Source organism: Plantibacter sp. LMC-P-059a (genome assembly GCF_030209505.1).
Classification (GTDB): Bacteria; Actinomycetota; Actinomycetes; order Actinomycetales; family Microbacteriaceae; genus Plantibacter.
Genome location: NZ_JARVRZ010000003.1, coordinates 234,614 through 251,994, shown reverse-complemented (window position 1 = coordinate 251,994; position 17,381 = coordinate 234,614). Strand labels below are relative to the sequence as shown.

At 70.7% G+C, this 17,381-nt stretch carries 15 protein-coding genes; 6 read left to right on the top strand and 9 right to left on the bottom strand.

Translation table 11 applies throughout. The annotated features are described in order from the left end of the window. Window positions 1-45: 45 nt before the first annotated feature. The 7 genes from QRN27_RS08445 to QRN27_RS08415 form a co-directional block, all read right to left on the bottom strand. Complete coding sequence (locus QRN27_RS08445; protein ID WP_285041720.1) at window positions 46-1,668, bottom strand: ABC transporter substrate-binding protein; 1,623 nt, start codon at window positions 1,666-1,668, stop codon at window positions 46-48. A gap of 90 nt (window positions 1,669-1,758) precedes the next feature. After that, entirely contained in the window at window positions 1,759-3,159 is a 1,401-nt protein-coding gene (locus tag QRN27_RS08440; protein WP_502929494.1) for an NtaA/DmoA family FMN-dependent monooxygenase, read from the bottom strand. Window positions 3,160-3,334: 175 nt separating this feature from the next. Next, window positions 3,335-4,765: an amidase gene (locus QRN27_RS08435; protein WP_285041718.1), complete on the bottom strand. Its 1,431-nt coding sequence runs from the start codon at window positions 4,763-4,765 to the stop codon at window positions 3,335-3,337. Between the two features lie 45 nt (window positions 4,766-4,810). Beyond that, window positions 4,811-5,392, bottom strand: coding sequence for a GNAT family N-acetyltransferase (locus QRN27_RS08430; RefSeq protein ID WP_056012546.1), 582 nt, complete (start codon window positions 5,390-5,392; stop codon window positions 4,811-4,813). 65 nt (window positions 5,393-5,457) lie between these two features. Further along, on the bottom strand, window positions 5,458-6,177 hold the full coding sequence (locus QRN27_RS08425) for a uracil-DNA glycosylase (protein ID WP_285041716.1): 720 nt from the start codon (window positions 6,175-6,177) through the stop codon (window positions 5,458-5,460). A gap of 3 nt (window positions 6,178-6,180) precedes the next feature. After that, window positions 6,181-6,912 carry a Type 1 glutamine amidotransferase-like domain-containing protein gene (locus QRN27_RS08420; protein WP_056012556.1) on the bottom strand — a complete coding sequence of 244 codons (732 nt, stop codon included), beginning with the start codon at window positions 6,910-6,912 and terminating at the stop codon, window positions 6,181-6,183. Window positions 6,913-6,952: 40 nt separating this feature from the next. Next, a complete protein-coding gene (locus QRN27_RS08415) occupies window positions 6,953-7,450 on the bottom strand; it encodes a phosphoribosyltransferase (RefSeq protein ID WP_285041713.1) in 498 nt (165 codons plus the stop codon). A 46-nt stretch (window positions 7,451-7,496) separates the two neighbouring features. Here QRN27_RS08415 and QRN27_RS08410 point away from each other — a divergent pair, with 46 nt between their 5' ends. Next, window positions 7,497-9,032, top strand: a complete 1,536-nt coding sequence (locus tag QRN27_RS08410; protein ID WP_285041712.1) for an MFS transporter — start codon at window positions 7,497-7,499, stop codon at window positions 9,030-9,032. 52 nt (window positions 9,033-9,084) lie between these two features. Here QRN27_RS08410 and QRN27_RS08405 read toward each other — a convergent pair whose 3' ends face one another. After that, entirely contained in the window at window positions 9,085-9,861 is a 777-nt protein-coding gene (locus QRN27_RS08405) for an SDR family oxidoreductase (protein ID WP_285041710.1), read from the bottom strand. Window positions 9,862-10,063: 202 nt separating this feature from the next. On the opposite strand from QRN27_RS08405, the gene QRN27_RS08400 reads away from it, so the two are divergent. From QRN27_RS08400 to QRN27_RS08380, 5 genes are all read left to right on the top strand, one after another. Continuing rightward, on the top strand, window positions 10,064-11,389 hold the full coding sequence (locus QRN27_RS08400; RefSeq protein WP_285041708.1) for a bifunctional o-acetylhomoserine/o-acetylserine sulfhydrylase: 1,326 nt from the start codon (window positions 10,064-10,066) through the stop codon (window positions 11,387-11,389). Between the two features lie 264 nt (window positions 11,390-11,653). Then, window positions 11,654-12,859, top strand: coding sequence for a homoserine O-acetyltransferase MetX (metX, locus tag QRN27_RS08395; protein WP_285041706.1), 1,206 nt, complete (start codon window positions 11,654-11,656; stop codon window positions 12,857-12,859). 80 nt (window positions 12,860-12,939) lie between these two features. Next, window positions 12,940-14,106 carry a sensor histidine kinase gene (locus QRN27_RS08390; RefSeq protein WP_056012571.1) on the top strand — a complete coding sequence of 389 codons (1,167 nt, stop codon included), beginning with the start codon at window positions 12,940-12,942 and terminating at the stop codon, window positions 14,104-14,106. Next, window positions 14,103-15,335: a hypothetical protein gene (locus QRN27_RS08385; protein WP_056012574.1), complete on the top strand. Its 1,233-nt coding sequence runs from the start codon at window positions 14,103-14,105 to the stop codon at window positions 15,333-15,335. Before QRN27_RS08390 ends, QRN27_RS08385 begins: the two co-directional genes overlap by 4 nt. Beyond that, window positions 15,332-15,982, top strand: coding sequence for a response regulator transcription factor (locus QRN27_RS08380; RefSeq protein ID WP_285041703.1), 651 nt, complete (start codon window positions 15,332-15,334; stop codon window positions 15,980-15,982). Before QRN27_RS08385 ends, QRN27_RS08380 begins: the two co-directional genes overlap by 4 nt. 61 nt (window positions 15,983-16,043) lie before the next feature. Here QRN27_RS08380 and QRN27_RS08375 read toward each other — a convergent pair whose 3' ends face one another. Beyond that, window positions 16,044-17,345 carry an MFS transporter gene (locus tag QRN27_RS08375; RefSeq protein ID WP_285041701.1) on the bottom strand — a complete coding sequence of 434 codons (1,302 nt, stop codon included), beginning with the start codon at window positions 17,343-17,345 and terminating at the stop codon, window positions 16,044-16,046. Window positions 17,346-17,381 lie beyond the last annotated feature (36 nt).

Here is a 17,381-nt window from a genome sequence, read left to right as displayed (position 1 = left end):
GATCGAAGCCGGGAGGGCCGACCGGTCGACGGCCCTCCCGAACGCTCAGTCCTCGATCGAGGTGTTGTAGAACTCCGGCAGGGCGCCGTCGGTGAGGGAGAAGCCCTGCACCCGCTGCTGAGTGACGAACACCTGGCTGTCGTTGAGGATCGGGACGACGTAGGCCTGGTCGATCAGGTGTTCCTGGATCTGTCCGAGGACCGCCGCACGGGCGTCGTCGTCGGTCGCGGCGTTCTGCGCGTCGAGCAGCGACTGCAGGGTCGTGTCGGAGCCGGCGAGACCGAGGAGGTCGGAGCCGTCCTTGCCGTAGTACTCGCTGAGACCCTTCGACGGGTCGGGGTGCGGCCAACCGACACGGAGCGCCCCGACCTCCGGGTCCGCGAACGCGGTCGCCCAGTAGGTGGCGTAGTCGAGCTCGTTGAGCGACAGCTCGATCCCGACGTCCTTGAACTGGTTCTGGATCTGCTGGAAGAGGCTCTTCGCGGTGTTGTCGTACACGTCGATGTAGGTCTTCACCGTGAGCCGCTCGCCGCCCTTCGTGCGATAGCCGTCCGCGTCGCGCTCGGTCCAACCGGCCCCGTCGAGGAGGCTGTTCGCCGCATCCGGGTCGTAGGCGAACTTCGCCGACTCGTCGACGTAGCCGAAGGTGCCTGGCGACAGGACCGAGGTCGCCGGCGTCCAGCTGTCCGTGTACTGCGTCTCGATGATCTGCTCACGGTCGATCGCGTGCAGCAGCGCCTTGCGGACGTCGACGTCGTCGAGGAACGGTGCCTGGCTGCGGAGGAACCACTGGTTGCTGAGCCCGACACCCGTCTTGGACACGATGTCGTAGCCGGCGTCGACGAGTCCCTGCTCCTCGCTCGGCTGGACGTAGCGGATGACGTCCGCCTCGCCGGACTTCAGGGTGCCGAGCCGGACGCTGTCCTCCTGCACGGGGATGACCGTGACCGAGGCGAGGTGCGCCTCGCCCTGGTTCGGTGAGGACGGCGGGGCCCAGGCGTAGCCGTCCCGGCGGTCGAGCACGATCTCCTTGCCGTAGGTCTCGGATGCGACGACGAAGGGCCCGGAGCCGATGAGGTTCACGAACTTCGACTGCTCCTCCTTGCTGGCGTCGATCGTGGCGTCGGCGACGAGCCCGGAGCCCCACCCGGTGAGGACGTTGAGGAAGGGCGCGTAGGGCGCGGGGAGGACGACGGTGACGGTGCTGCTCGCGTCATCGGGCGTCGCGACGAGGCCGGACGGGAACTGCGCGTTCGGCGTCGTCCCCTTCGCCTCGTCGCCGGTCGACTGCCAGTTGAGGTTCTTCGCGACGCTTGTGGCGTCGACGTCGGTGCCGTCGCTGTAGGTGACGCCGTCACGGATCACGAAGGTGTACGTGAGACCGTCGGGGCTGACGGTCCAGGAGTCGGCGATCCACGGTTCGAGCTCTCCGGTCTCCGCGTTCCGGTAGAGCAGGCGGTCGGTCACGTTCTGCTGCAGCGCACGGGTCTGCCAGGTGCCCGCCTCCTGCACCTGCGCCGAGGTGGGGATCTCCGCGTCGAGGTAGGTGAGGCTGCCACCGTCCGCGTCGGACGAGGCCGATGCCGCCGAGCAGCCGGTCAGCGCGATGCTCACGGCGACGAGGGCTGCGGCGGCGAGTCGTGCTCGCCGTCTGGTGGTTGGGGTCATGACGGGTGCTCCTGGAGGTCGGGGTGGTCCGGTGCTGTGCCGGTGTGGTTGCCCATCCTGGTCGGCACACCGGGCCACCCCGCCGCTCTGTTACGACAGGTTTCCCGCGGGTTCCCTCGATGACGCCGTGTGACCTTCAGAGGTTGTGGCACCGTGCGCGCCGAGGTTCCGTCCGCCGCGGTAGCGGGCGGCCGGGTGGTCTGACGGGAGCCGGGGCGCTCCCCCGGTCAGGCGCTCACGGAGCGTCTCCCCCGGCCGGTAGTCCTCACGCAGCCGTCCTCTCCGACGGAGCTCCGGCACGACGAGCTCGACGAAATCGGTGAGCGTGTCGAGGCTGTGATACTGGCGCAGGTTGATGCCGTCGATACCGACCTCGTCGAGCCACCGCTCGATCTCGTCCGCCACGACCTCCGGGGTGCCGACGGCGAAGAAGTCCCGTTCGAGGTCGCTGCCGGCCCGCGCGATGAACTCACCGACGGTGCCGGCCGTCACCTGCGGCGGCAGGGCGTCGGCCGGGACCCCCTCCGCGGCGAGCGCCTCGGCGACCGTCCTGTCCTCCGGGTGCGCCAGCGGGTCGAAGGGCAGGCCGGCGTGCACGAACCGGCCGACGAGGCTCGCGTGATCCCGGTACTGTGCCGCCTTCGCCTCGGCCGCCTCCTGCGTGGCGGCGACGATCACCGCGGCCTGGACGACGATCTTCAGGGCGGCCCCGTCACGACCGTTGTCGGCCGCCGCCGCACGGAACCGCTCGAGGAGCGGCCCAGCACCGCCCGGTCCGCGCACGCCCGTGAACACCGCTTCGGCATGCCGCCCGGCGAACGCGATCCCGGCCGGTGAGGCGGTCGCGGTGTACAGCAGCGGTGTCCGTTGCGCGCTCGGCTCGGACAGGTGCGGCCCGGCGACCTGGAAGTAGCGCCCGACGTGGTCGATGTACCGGACCTTGTCGGGGTCGGAGTAGACGCCGGCCTCGCGGTCGCGGACGACCGCGTCGTCGTCCCACGAGCCCTCCCACAGCTTGTAGAGGACGTCCAGGTACTCCTCGGCGATCGCGAACCGCTCGTCGTGCGGGATCTCCTCGGCCAGGCCGAAGTTCCGTGCGGCGTTCGGCAGGTACGAGGTGACGATGTTCCACGCGACACGACCGTTCGTCAGGTGGTCGAGTGTGCTCATGCGACGGGCGAAGGCGAACGGTGGTTCGTAACTCGTCGAGAAGGTGATCCCGAACCCGAGGTGCTCGGTCACGGCGGCCATCGCCGGCACGATGAGCAGCGGGTCGTTGTTCGGGATCTGCAGGCCCTCACGCAGCGCGTCCGCCGGTCCGCCACGGAAGACGTCGTACGTCCCGACCACGTCGGCGATGAACACGGCGTCGAAGCCGCCGGCCTCGGCCGTGCGGGCGAGCTCGGTCCAGTAGCGGATGTCGGTGTACTGCTCGCGCCGGTTGCCCGGTAGCCGCCAGAGGCCGTGGGTGATGTGGCTCACGCAGTTCATCTCGAACAGGTTGAGGATGAGGCGTTTGGGACTGGACTGGACGGTGATGACGGGCTCCTCTGCTGGAGCGGCCCGATCGATCCGTTCCGAACGGGCCGCCTCAGCACCCTAGGCGCGACGGACCGTGTCGGGCAGGGTGACCGCGTCACATCCCGTCATACGTCGCCCGGCCGGTTCACCTCGCGACGGGCGGCACCCGGTCCTGCCAGCGCAGTCGGCGCTCCAGCTGCGCACCGAGGGCGAGGAGGGTGGTCTCGCCGCCGGGACGGCCGATCAGCTGGACACCCATCGGCAAGCCCTCGGCCGTCTGGTGTACCGGGAGCGTGATGGCCGGGAGGCCGGTCGCGTTCACGAAGGAGGTGTGCGGGGCGTACCGCACCTGCTGCTCGAAGTTCAGCTCTGGCGACTCGGCGTCGTACCAGCCGATCGGTCGCGGTGTCTGCGCGAGCGCGGGGGTGATGATCGCGTCGAACGGGGCGAACTGGGCGAGGACGCTGCGCTCGAACCGGTGGAGGCTGGCGAGCGTCTCCATGAGCCGTGTGGCCGGCCGCGCCCGACCCCGTTCGACGAGCGACCTCGTGATGGGCTCGAGGAGCGCCAGCTCCGCTTCCGAGGAGGCCGGGACACCGGCCGCGGAGGCCTGCCAGATCGTCGTGAAGTCGGCCGGGTAGCGTTCGGCGTCGCGGAGGGCGAGCTCGTCGATGCCGTGGCCCATCGCGGTGAACGCCTCGACCGCGACACCGACCGCCGCCCGGGCCTCCGGATCGTAGGACAGCTCGTAGGCGGCGTCCCACGGGGACCCGTCGAGGACCGCCAGTTGGAACCGTCCCTCACCGCGGACGGCATGGCCGAGCAGTGGACCGTCGTCGGCGTCGGGCGCACGGAGGGTGAAGTGGTGGTCGATCCGGCCGTGGACGCGTTCGATCATCGCGTCGAGGAGGAGGGCGGCATCGGCGACCGTCCGCGCGATCGGGCCGGGGACCACGAGTCCGGCGAGCCGGTCGACGCCCGACCCGGCCGGGACGAGTCCCCTGGTCGGTTTCAGGCCGACGAGCCCGCAGGCGGCAGCCGGGATGCGGACGGACCCGCCGCCGTCCGAGCCCGGCGCGAACGGCAGCAGTCGGGCGGCGACGGCAGCGGCGGCTCCACCGCTCGAACCGGCGGCCCCGCGGTCGAGGGCCCACGGGTTGCGCGTCGGCTCGGCGCCGATCGGCTCCGTGTAGCCGTAGAGTCCGAACTCCGGCGTCGCGGTCTTGCCGAGACTCACCGCACCGGCGCGATCGAGCACGGAGACCAGCTCGTCGTCACTCGTCGCGACGAACTCAGCGGTGAGCCGGGACCCGAAGCGGACGGGCTGCCCCGCGCGGGACACGAGGTCCTTGTCGCCGATCGGCAGACCCCAGAGCGGTGCGGTCCGCGACAGCTGCTCGACGGCCTCCACCCGCCCGGCGAGGGATCCGGCGGCAACCGAGGTGAACGCCCCGATCGCGTCGTCGAGCCGCTCGATCCGATCGAGGTAGTGCCGTGCCAATTCCGTCGGTGACACCTCGTCGCGCTGCAACGCCTGCCACTGCTCGAGCGCCGTCAGCTCGTGGAGTTCCGCCATGGGATCAGCCTAGGCCGCGACCCCGGGCTCAGAGCCGCACCGCGGTCAGCGCTTCAACGACTTCTGCAGCAGGACCGTGCCGATCCACCGGTCGAACTTGAACCCGACGCGGCCCATGCGCCCCACCTCGGTGAAGCCGAACTTCTCGTGCAGCTTGATCGACGCCTCGGCGCCCTTGTCGGCGATCACCGCGAGCATCTCCTTGAGGCCCGCGGCCTTCGCCCGCTCGATGAGTTCACCGAGGAGGTCGGTGCCGAGTCCCTTCCCCGTCGCCGCCGCTCCGAGGTAGATCGAACTCTCCACCGTGAACCGGTACGCGCGCTTCTGTTTCCACGGCGCGCACAGCGCGTACCCGAGGATCTGTCCGGTCGGGTTGACCGCGACGATGAACGGCAGCTGGAGCCGCTGGAGGTAGGCGAACTTGGACCGCCACTCCGCGAGCGTCATCGCGTCCTCGTCGAAGGTCACCATGCTGTTGGCGACGTAGTGGTTGTAGATCGCACGGATGTCCGGCAGGTCGGCCGCGGTCGCGTCCCGCATGGTGAAGGCGAACGGCGTCTCCGGCGTCGGCGGCTTCCGCAGGTGCGGTGGCAGTCGGCGCTTCGGCTCGTACTCCTCTTCCAGCATCCCCCCAGCCTAGCCAGGGGGCGCGGCGACGGACAGGCCTTGCGGCCCGCGCTGTGGCGGGCTGCTCAGACGAGTGACCAGTCGATGGGGTCCGCCCCGCGCGAGGCGAGGAAGTCGTTCGTGCGGCTGAACGGTCTCGACCCGAAGAACCCGCGCGAAGCGGAGAGCGGACTCGGGTGGGCGGAGACGATGACGTGGCGGTCCGGGTCGTCCGGTGACGCGAGGAGCGGGGCCAACCGTTCGGCGTCCTTCCCCCAGAGGATGGACACGAGCGGCGCCGGACGCTCGGCGAGCGCGCGGATGGCCTGCTCCGTGATCGCTTCCCAGCCTCGCCGGCGGTGGGAACCAGCGGCACCGGCCTCGACCGTGAGGACGCGGTTGAGGAGCATGACGCCCTGTCCGGTCCACGCACTGAGGTCGCCGTGCTCCGGGGTCGGGACGCCGAGGTCGTCGCGGAGTTCGCGGTGGATGTTCACGAGACTGCGCGGCAACGGACGGACGGACGGATCGGCGGCGAAGGACAGCCCGATCGGGTGACCGGGCGTCGGGTACGGATCCTGGCCGACGATGAGGACGCGGACCGCGTCGAACGGGGTCCGGAAGGCCCGCAGGACGAGCTCCGGTGCCGGGAGCCAGGGGGTGCCTGCGGCCGTCTCGGAGGCCAGCCAGGCGTCGATCCCGGCCAGTCGCTCGGTGACCGGTTCGAGCGCTGCCGCCCAGCCGTCATCGATCACACCCGCCGCGGCGAGCTGCGCCGGGCTCCCGCCCAGGACACCGTCCGTCATCGGCTACTGCTGCTGCTCGGCGCCGATCGTGCGCACGACCACACCGTGCTCGGCGGTGAAGACCTGCCACACGCTGCCGCCGCCCAGCACGGTCAACGCACCCTGCCCGACCACGAGGGCCGTGTTCTCGTCGATCGCGACGCCGCCGTCGACGACCCCGGCCTCGGTCGCGGCCACGAGGCGCCCGAGGGTGCCCCACTGCGCGGCGTGCGCCTCGACCGCGATGTCCACCAGCCCCAGACCATCGCCGATGGTGACCTCGTCGAGTTCCTCGGACGCGGCCTCCGGGCTCACCGGGACCTCGCCGACCCGCCACCCACCGATGATCGCGTGCTCGGCGGCGATCATCGCGCCGGCCGAGATGCCGAGGTAGGGCAGGCCGGCGGCGACCAGGCGACGGATGTCGGTCGCGACGGGAGCCACGGCCTCCGCGTAGGCGGACGGCAAGCCGCCGCCGACGATGACGCCGTCGATCTCGGCGAGCTGGGCCTGCGCGACCACGCCGCCCTCGCGGACCACGACCCGCACGGCCTCGATCTCACCTGCGCGGGCCACGGCGCGCTCCAGCGCGGCGGACTGCTCGAGCCCGTCGCCGTCGTGGACGACGACGATCGCGATCCGCGGGGCGAGCCGGCCGGCGACGACCGCGAGGGCGGCCGCCTCGGCGATGAACGCTGCGTAGACGGTCGACTCGGTCTCTGGGGCGGCCGGACCGCCGAGGAGGAAAACACTCACCCTGTGACCCTACCCGGCGCCCGGGCCACGAGGGGTCCGGTCAGCCCGTGATCGTCGGCAGGGTCGACCAGGGGAAGGAGATCCACCGGTCGACGCGCTTCCACACGTAGTCCGGGCGGAGCACCGTCTGCGGCTTCTCGTAGAGGGTGACCGTCCGCACCTCGGCCCCGCTGGCCTGCATGAGTTCCAGCACCATCGCGAGGGTGCGTCCGGAGTCCGAGACGTCGTCCACGAGGAGCACGCGACTGCCGGGCAGGCCGGCCACGTCGAGCAGCGGCGGCAGGACGACGGGCTCCGGGAGCCGTGCGTCGACGCCCGTGTAGAACTCCACGTTCAACGCGCCGCACGCCTTGACGTCGAGGGCGTAGGCGATGGCACCGGCCAGGAGGAGGCCACCGCGGGCGATGGCCACGACCGAGTCGGGTCGGAACCCGCTCGCGACGATCTGGCTGGACAGCTCACGGGACGCGTCACCGAACGTGGGCCAGTCGAGGACCTCTCGCTCCGTGGACGCTGCGCTGGGGTTCTCGGTCGACATCCTCCAACGCTATCCTGCCGGACCGGGCGCCTGTACCATCCCCCTCATGACGCGAGACCGGCAGGCTCAGGGGGCGGCGTCCGGCGGGTGGCGGACATCCCTCCGCGGTTCGTCGGCGGGCATCACGGCAGGGCTCATCGGCTGGTTGTTCTTCGTCGAGATCACGAGTGGTGTGCTGCAGGGGTACTACGTCCCGCTCATCCCCGACCTCGTCCGGCACCTCGGCGTCGTCGACGCGGACTTCAACTGGTTCGAGGCCGCCCAGCTGCTGCTGTCGGCGCTCGTGGTCCCGATCCTCGCCAAGCTCGGCGACCTGTACGGGCACAAACGGATCCTGCTCCTCTCCACGGTCCTGACGGCCGGCGCGAGCTGGTGGCTCGTCGTCGCCGGCGACTTCTGGTCGTTCCTCGCGGCGTGGGCGCTGCAGGGCTTCTACGTCGTGTGGCTGCCCCTCGAGATCGCGCTGATCTTCGAACGCGGTCGGCGTTCCGGCACCGGGGCCTCGCAGACCCGTCGGGCCGCCGGCCTGCTCGTCGTCGCGCTCGAGGCTGGTGCCATCATCGGCGCGCTGTCGGGTGGGCGCATCCTCACGGCCCTGGGCGGCGACATCGCGGTCACGCTCATGCTCCCGGCCGTCGCCGTCACCCTCGTCTTCTTCGCCATCCTGTTCGGCGTCCCGGAGTCGGAGCCGTTGCCCGGCCGGACGCTGGACCTCGCCGGCTTCGTGCTGCTCAGCCTCGCACTCCTCCTCATCACCTCCGGCCTCACCTTCCTGCGCCTCAACGGTCCGGAGACCTGGTGGGTCTGGGCGCTCATCGGCATCGGTGTGCTCGCGTTCCTCCCCTTCGGCCGCCATGAGCTCCGCCAACCCGACCCGGCGATCGACCTCCGCGTCCTTCGGCAGCCCACCATGTGGCCGGTGCAGCTGACCGCCGGGCTGATCGGGATCAGTCTGCTCGGCGCCCAGGCCCCGCTCAGCACCTACGCGGGCACGCCGCGCGAGAACGGCTATGGCCTCGGACTCGACGCGGGTGACATCTCCACCTTGATCGGCGCCTACCTGATCTCGATGATCGTCGGCGCGCTCCTGTTCCCGCTCGTGTCGCGCTGGGCCTCACCCCGGATCGCCCTCATCGTCGCGGCGTCGCTCGTCGCCGTCGGGTACCTGTTGTTCCTACCGTTCCACCTCGAGACCTGGCAGGTGTTCGTCAACATGGCGATCGCCGGGCTCGGGTCCGGTGCGCTCGTGGGAGCCATGCCCGCCGCCGCAGCCGCCGCCGCACCACGCGGGCAGACGGGTGTCGCCGCCGCGTTGACGAACACGACGAAGACGATCGGCGGATCGTTCGCATCCGCCGTCTTCGGGGTCGTCCTGGTCGCCGGTGCCGCGCAGGCGGTGACGGCGGGGGCGTCGAGCCTGTCCGGCTACCTGACGGTCTGGGCGATCTGCGGCGTCGGTGCGCTGGTCGCCGCGGTCCTGCTCTGCTTCGTGCCGAAGCTGGCCTTCGCCGACGCGGCTCCCGTCGACGCAGCTCTGATGCCGAGCACCGATCCGGCCGCTGAGCGCCCGACCGGTCCCTGAACGCCGGACCGGTCCCTGAGCGCCCCATCGGCCCCTGAGCCTGTCGAAGGGCCTACTCCGCGACGCGCAACGGCCCCTTCGCCAGGCGGTACGGGGCCGCCTGCGCGACCGGCTTGATCGTGATGTGGTCGAGGTTCACGTGCGGTGGCAGCGAGGTCGCGTGGACGATCGCCTCCGCGACGTCGTCGGCCGACAGCGGGTCGGGGACGTCCTCGTAGACGGCGTCGGCGCGATCCTGGTCGCCGCCGAACCGGACGAGCGAGAACTCCTCCGTGTGCACCATGCCCGGGGCCACCTCGATCACACGGATGGGTTCACCGTTGAGTTCCAGGCGGAGCACCTCGAAGAGGGCGCGTTCGGCGAACTTCGCCGCGTTGTAGCCGCCACCGCCGACGTAGGCGACGTGTCCGGCGATGGACGTCACGCCGACGATGGTCGCCGCGCCGCCGTCGGGGAGGCTCCGGCGGAGGATCGGCAGGAGCGCCTGCACGACCCGCTTCGTCCCGAGCACGTTGATGTCGTACATGCGCGCCCAGTCGTCGACGTCGCTGTCCTCGACGGAGGCCAGGCCGAACGCACCGCCCGCGTTGTTGACGAGGGCGTGCGCCCCGCCGAGCCCCTCGACCCGGGCCGCGAGGGCGTCGACGTCGGCCTGGACGGTCAGGTCCGCCACGACGGCCGTGCCGCCGATGTCCGCGACGAGCGTCTCGAGACGGTCGGCTCGGCGGGCCACCGCGACCACGTCCCAGCCCTCGGCCGCGAAGCGTCTCGCCGTCGCCTCACCGATCCCCGAACTCGCACCGGTCACCACCACACGTCTCGTCGTCATGCTTCCAGGGTAGCCACGCGCCGAGGGCGTTACGTCGTGTTTCCGCGCGGTTGGCCCGTCCAGGCGGGGCCGGTAGCCTCGGGGTCACGACGGACCACCGTCCTGGGACGCCCCGACGACATGGATGTCGGACCGAGCGGCCGACCGGCGGCACCCGACACCCGAGCAGCACCGACCACCCGAGCAGAGGGGACCATCCATCATGAGCGATGCCACGAACGACTGGAAGTTCGAGACGAAGCAGATCCACTCGGGAGCCGCGCCCGATCCCGTCACGAAGGCCCGGGCGACGCCGATCTACCAGACCACGAGCTACGTGTTCGACAACGCCGACCACGCGAAGAACCTCTTCGCGCTCGCGGAGTTCGGCAACATCTACACGCGTATCCAGAACCCGACGCAGGCCGTCGTCGAGGAGCGGCTCACCGCACTCGAGGGCGGATCGGGCGCACTCCTCCTCGCGTCCGGTCAGGCCGCCGAGGCGTCCGCCGTGTTGAACATCGCGCAGGCGGGCGACCACATCGTGTCGTCCTCCTCGATCTACGGCGGTACGTACAACCTCTTCAAGTACACGCTCGCGAAGCTCGGCATCGAGACCACCTTCGTCGAGAACCAGGACGACGCCGAGGAGTGGCGGCGCGCCGTGCGCCCGAACACGAAGCTGTTCTTCGCGGAGACCATCGGCAACCCGAAGATCAACATCCTCGACATCCGGCTCGTCGCCGACGTGGCGCACGCGGCCGGTGTGCCGCTCATCGTCGACAACACGATCGCGACGCCGTACCTCATCCGCCCCTTCGAGCACGGGGCGGACATCATCGTCCACTCGGCCACGAAGTTCCTCGGCGGCCATGGCACCATCATCGGCGGGGTCATCGTGGACGGCGGCACGTTCTCCTGGACCGGCCACGCGGAGCGGTTCCCGGGCCTCACGACGCCGGACCCCTCGTACCATGGGGCCGTCTACACCGACGCCGTCGGCGACGCACTCGCCTACATCATCAAGGCCCGCGTGCAGTTGCTGCGCGACCTCGGTGCGGCCATCGCCCCGGCGAGCGCCTGGCAGCTCATCCAGGGCATCGAGACGCTCAGCCTGCGGATCGAGCGTCACGTGCAGAACGCGCAGCACGTCGCCGAGTGGCTCGACGCGCACCCCGACATCGCGAGCGTCAACTACTCGGGGCTGCCGTCGAGCCCCTGGTACGCCACCGCCAACCGGTACGCCCCGAAGGGCGTCGGCGCGGTGCTGTCCTTCGAGCTGAAGGGCGGTGTCGACGCGGGTCGCGCGTTCGTGAACTCCCTGAAGCTGTTCTCGCACCTCGCGAACATCGGCGACGTCCGTTCGCTCGTCATCCACCCGGCGTCGACGACGCACTCGCAGCTGTCGCCCGAGCAGCAGCTCACGGCCGGGGTCACGCCGGGCCTCGTCCGTCTCTCCGTGGGGCTCGAGAACATCGACGACATCACGGCGGACCTCCAGGCGGGCCTGACCGCCGCGAAGCAGGTCGTCGAGGCCGCCCGGGTCTGATCCCGCCCGGGTCTGATCCCTCCCGGGGTGTGCCAGCGCGATGCGCTGACGCGAGCGCACCCCACCACCGCGAGCGCGGGTCTCCAGAGACCCGCGCTCGCGTCGTTCGCGAGGCGCTCGCGCCGGTTCCGCGTCGCTCGCGCCCATCCAGGCACGCCGAGGCCGACGGGAGTGCGCTCGCGTCAGCGCACCGCGCCGACCTCCACCGACCGGGTGACGTAACACAGTCGGTCAGCGCTCCAGGGCACGCCACAATGGAGACCTATGGACTGGCAGATCCCGGAAGACAGCGTGCCCTCCCGCTTCGTGACCGAAGCCGAGGTCGGCGCCCTGCTCGCGAACCCGCCCTCGAGCGGCGCGTGGCGGGACGGCGACCGCCCGGGCGACCGGTTGTTCGCGCCGCTCGGCCGCCTCGACTTCGAGCACGGCGGCAGCATCCCGCACGCCAGGCTGGCCTACGAGACCTGGGGCACCCTCGACGACGACGGCGGGAACGCGGTCCTCGTGCTCCACGCCCTCACCGGCGACAGCCACGTGCTCGGCTCCGCGGGCAACGGGCACGCGACGGCCGGTTGGTGGGCCGGCGTGGTCGGGCCCGGGCTCGCCATCGACACCGACCGGTGGTTCGTCGTCGCGCCGAACATGATCGGCGGCTGCCAGGGCAGCACCGGGCCGTCGTCCTTCGCCCCCGACGGCGTCGAGTGGGGTTCCCGGTTCCCGTACACCTCGGTGCGCGACCAGGTGGAGGCCCAGCACCGGCTCCTCGGACACCTCGGCCTCGACCGCTGGGCCGCCGTCATCGGCGGGTCGATGGGCGGCATGCACGCCCTCGAGTGGGCCGTCACCCATCCGGACCTCGTCGAGCGTCTCGCCGTGATCGCGGCTCCTCCGGTGACGACGGCCGACCAGATCTCCTTGAACTTCGTGCAGCTCGAGGCGGTGCGGACCGACCCGAACTTCCAGGGCGGCGACTACTACGACGCGCCCGACGGCGATGGTCCGCACCGCGGGCTCGCCCTCGCCCGTCGCATGGCGCTGCTCAACTACCGCAGTCCGGGTGAGTTGAACGCACGGTTCGAGCGCAGCTGGCAGTCGAGCGTCAGCCCGCTCGGCCGGGGCGGTCGCTTCGCCGTGGAGTCCTACCTCGACTTCCACGGCAACAAGTTCACGCGTCGGTTCGACGCCGGAAGCTATGTGACGCTCGTCGAGGCGATGAACTCGCACGACGTCGGGCGTGATCGCGGCGGGGTCGGGGCGGCGTTGCGCGGCTACCACGGACCGTCGCTCGTGCTCGGGATCGACAGCGACCGGCTCTTCCCGGTCAGTGGGCAGGAGGAGATCGCGCTGCACCTCTCGGGCAATCTCGACGGCACGCGACCGGCGGTCCTCCGGTCCAATTTCGGGCACGACGGCTTCCTCATCGAGAACGCGTTGGTCGGCCCGCACCTGCGCCGACTCCTGGACGTCTGAGGGCGGCCGCCCGGCCGCCCGACAGCCGTTCCGTTGCGCGCGCGTCACCCGATAAGGTGACTCCTCAGAGGAGCGTGAGCATGGAACGCGAGGCGAGGACCAAGCGACGTCTGCTGCGACGCACGACCCGCTTGTTCGGGCTCTCGGGATGCGTCACTGCCGCGATGATCCTCAGCGTCCCCGGGGTCGTCTCCGGCGGGCGATACGCCGCTGTGCTCCTCCTCGTCGCCATGCTGGCGATCGCACACATCGCCGCCGAGCAGTACGACGATCCGCGCTGGCTCGCCCTGGTCTTCGTCGCCGGCGTCGTCTCGGTCGTGTTCGTCGGCCTCTCCGACGGCGGTACCGGCAGTGTCGGTCAGGCGGGCGCCATCGCCGCCATCGCCTCCCTCGGGATGGGGGCGATCGCCGCGAGACTCGTGCCGTTCCGCCGCGCCTGGCCGTTGCTGCTCGGGGCGTTCCTCCTGACCGCCGTCGCGATCGTCGTCGTCACCGGGGCGACCAACCTCACGATCCCCACCATCGGTCTCACCGCTGCCGTGTGGGTGACGATCGGAGCGTTCGGCGGGTGGCTCGACTCGAGCGTGCCCCGACTCATCCGGCGCGTCGACAACATCGGCAGCGCGTACAACGCGGAACGGCTCGCGAGCCAGGCCGAGTCGCAACGGCGACAGGACGCACGGCTCCTCCACGACACCGCGCTCGCGACCCTCACGCTCCTCGCGCACTCGGGGCGAGGGGTCGACGCCACCGCCCTCCGTTCGCAGGCACGGAACGACGCGCACCTGCTCCGGAGCCTCCGGCTCGGCGAGGAGCTCAGTCCCGTCTCCTCCGGCACCTACATCCTGCAACGGAGTGCCGACTTCACCCTCGACGAAGGCATCGAAGCCGTGACGGACCGCTTCGCCGGGCTGGGCCTCACCGTCAACGTCTACGGCGGTGGCCAGGCGAACCTCGACCCCCGGGTGCGCGAAGCTTTCCTCCTCGCCCTCGGCGAATGCCTCGAGAACGTACGGCGTCATTCCGGCGTGGATTCGGCCGACGTCACCGTCTCCATCGATGAGCAGACCGCCAGGCTCCTCATCACCGACACCGGGAGCGGGTTCGATCCGACAGCGGTACCGGACGGTCACCTCGGCGTGGCTGAATCGGTCGTCGCGCGCATCCAGGAGGTCGGCGGCCAGGCACGCGTGTTCTCCGCCCCGGGTGCCGGCACGACCGTGATCCTGGAGGTCCCGCAGGCATGAGCATCGACAGTCTCGCTGCCGCCTCCGGGCCCACCCGCCGGTACCGGCACCGGCGCGCATTGGACCGTCAGCGGTCGTCGCTCGGGACGAGACAGCTGGGGATCGGGCTGTCGGTGTCCGGTCTCATCCTCGTCGCCTACGCGGCGATCCGGTTCGTCGAGTCGTTCTGGCACTACCCACGGCCGCTCCTCACCGTGGTGGCCTGGCTCCTCCTCGCCGGCGCGGTCGCGTCCACCTTCCTCCTGCTCCGCCGTTCCGCGTTCCACCTGTCCGACCGGTTGTTCGTCGCGCTGCTGATCGAGCTGGTGGTGGTCGCCACCCTCGACCTGGCGAGCGTGTGGAGCCGCGACGCCGTCGGGGTGTATCCGACGGCCGCCGCGGCCGTCGGTGGCGTGCTGCTCGCCGTCGTGACCCTCCGGCCCGCGCGCGACGTCGCCGCGGCGACCGTGGTGCTCGGGCTCCTGCTCGTCGGGTCCATCCTCACCATCACGCGGACGCAGAGCCCGACGCTCGGGGCTGAGTTGATCTTCGCCGCGATCGCCGTCGTGCCGCCGCTCATCGCCTGCGCGATCGTCTCCCAGTACCGCCGGATCGTCCGCCTCGAACTCGACCGGGTCATGGTCGCCTCGACCGTCGCGAGCGTCCGCGACGCCCTCGGGTTCTTCGACTCCGAGGAGCTCGTCGCGCTGGACCTCGAGGCCGAGGAGTTGTTCGACGGGGTCGCCGACGGCTCCGTCGACCTCCCGCTCAGTCCCGAGCTCGCCGCCCGCGCCTCGCGCCTCGCCACGGAGCTCCGCCGCCACCTCATGTCGGAGGGCAAGGAGACCTGGCTCGAGCACGCGTTCCAGGAGTCGTCCGTGCTGTCCGAGCGCGCGACCCTGCGCGATCCCGAACGGCTGGCGACCTATCTCGCAACGGATCAGCGGGATGGCCTGCTCTCTGCAGTATGGTTGCTCCTCGGGGAAGCAGACGCGCAGACTGCCACAGCTGTGCTGACGCTCGGGCCGGTCGACCGCTCCGAACGACAGGGCCGTCCGGGAGCACTCACCCTCCCGATCGTCCTCGAAGCGAGCGGGGTGCAGCGCGCCAAGGTGGATCCCGCGGTTTGGGAAGCACTCGGACGAGTGGGCTCCTCTTCGGACACGTACCAGAAATCCCGCATCAGGATCGACATCGACAGCACCGTCGACAATCCCGCTGCGGGCCAGCGGAAAGGGGAACGTCAATGACGTCACAGGAGTCACGGATCAGGGTCGGCATCGTCGATGACCACCGGATGCTGCTCGGCGCGCTCACCGAATGGATCAGGAGCGTCGCCGACGACATCGAACTCGTCGTCGTCACCCCCTCGTGGCCGGAACTCCTGACGCACCCGGCTTTCCCCGTCGACGTCCTCCTGCTCGACGTCGACCTCAAGGACAACGTCCCGGTGGCCGTCAAGCTCGCGACGCTGAAGACCACCGGTGTGACCACCGTCCTCATGAGCACGTACAGCGACCCGGCCGTGGTGCGCGAGGCCCTGGCGGCCGGCGCGCTCGGCTACCTTGCGAAGAGCGAGGACGCTGAGACCATCGTGCACGCACTTCGGGCGGCATCCCGCGGCGAGTCGTACATCTCCCCCGAGCTCGACCTCGCACTCGCGAACGGTGCGTCCGGGACCGGACCACGCCTCAGCGCGCAGGAGCGCCGGGTCATGGCCCTGTACGCCGCCGGTGAGCCGGTGAAGATGGTCGCCGAGAGCCTCGGGATCTCCGACGAGACGGCGAAGAGCTACCTCAAGCGCATCCGGGAGAAGTACCGCAACGCGGGCATCGACGTCGGCACGAAGGTCGCGCTGCGGAAGCGCGCGATCCTCGACGGCATCATCGTCGACTAACCGCGCCGATCACGGCCCAGGCGCCCCTTCCCCGATGGCGGGAGGGGCGCCTGTTCCGTCTTCAGACGGGGATCGGCGCCGTCGGCGGGTTGCGGTCCGCGACACGTCGGTCTTCGGCGTCGTTCGCCCTGGCGAGCTCGCGCGCGAGCTGACGTCGCTCCACGCGGAAGCTCGTGATCACGATCGCCAAGCCGACGCCCGTCAGCACGACACCCGTCCACACCGGTGCGAGGTAGCCGAGGCCGCCTGCGATGACGACGCCGCCGAGGAACGCGCCGAGGGCGTTCCCGATGTTGAGGGCGGAGTGGTTGAGCGCGGCGGCGAGCGACTGACTGTCGCCGGCCACGTCCATGAGTCTCGTCTGGATGGCCGGCCCGAGCCCCTGCGAGGCGAACCCGACGGCGAAGACGAAGAGGAACATGGTCGGCGTCCACGACGCGGTGAGCGCGAGCGCGGTCAGCACGACGATCATGAGGCTGAAGAACACGATGAGCGCCCGCTTCACGCCGCGATCGGCGAGGTGTCCGCCGACGAGGTTGCCGATCGTCATGCCGACACCCATGGTCGCCAGGGCCCACGGCACGAGGGATGCGGACTCGCCTGCCACCTCCGTCACGAGCGGGGCGAGGTAGCTGTAGACGGCGAAGAGTCCGCCGAACCCGATGGATCCGAAGCCGAGGACGAACCACACCTGGCTCCGCCGGAACACCCGGAGCTCCCGTCGCATCGTCTGCTGCGGGTTCCCCGCCTGGACGGGCACGGCGAACCAGATGGTGACCGTCGCGAGCGCGAAGATCCCGGTGACGATGAGGTAGGCGGACCGCCAGCCGAACTCCTGGCCGACCCAGGTGGCGAACGGCACGCCGATCACGTTGGCGATCGTCAGCCCGGTCATGACGAGCGCGACGCCCTTGCCCCGCTTGCCCGGTCCCATGAGACTCGCGGCCACGAGCGCCGCCATCCCGAAGTAGGCGCCGTGCGGGAGCGCCGCGACGAAGCGGGCCAGCAGGACGAGGCCGAAGCTCGGCAGCAGCGCGGAGGCGAGGGTGCCGACGGTGAACGCGACGCCGAGCCAGAGGAGCACGGTCTTGCGGCGGTAGCGGGCAACGAGCGCGGCGATCGTCGGGGCTCCGACGACCACGCCGAGCGCGTAGGCGGTGATCAGCCAGGCGGCCTGGGCGTTCGCCTGTTCCTGGCTGCGCGCCGCGAGCTCAGGGAGGAGGTCGGTGGCGATGTTCGGCAGCAGCCCCATCGCGACGAACTCGGTGGTGCCGATGCCGAAGGCACCCACGGCGAGCGCGAGGATGGCAAGACGAATACGGGTCGGCGACAGCTGCGTCGACCCGTCCAGGATGGTGGGCATGGATCGAGTGTACGCGAATCCTCGAATCGATTCGAG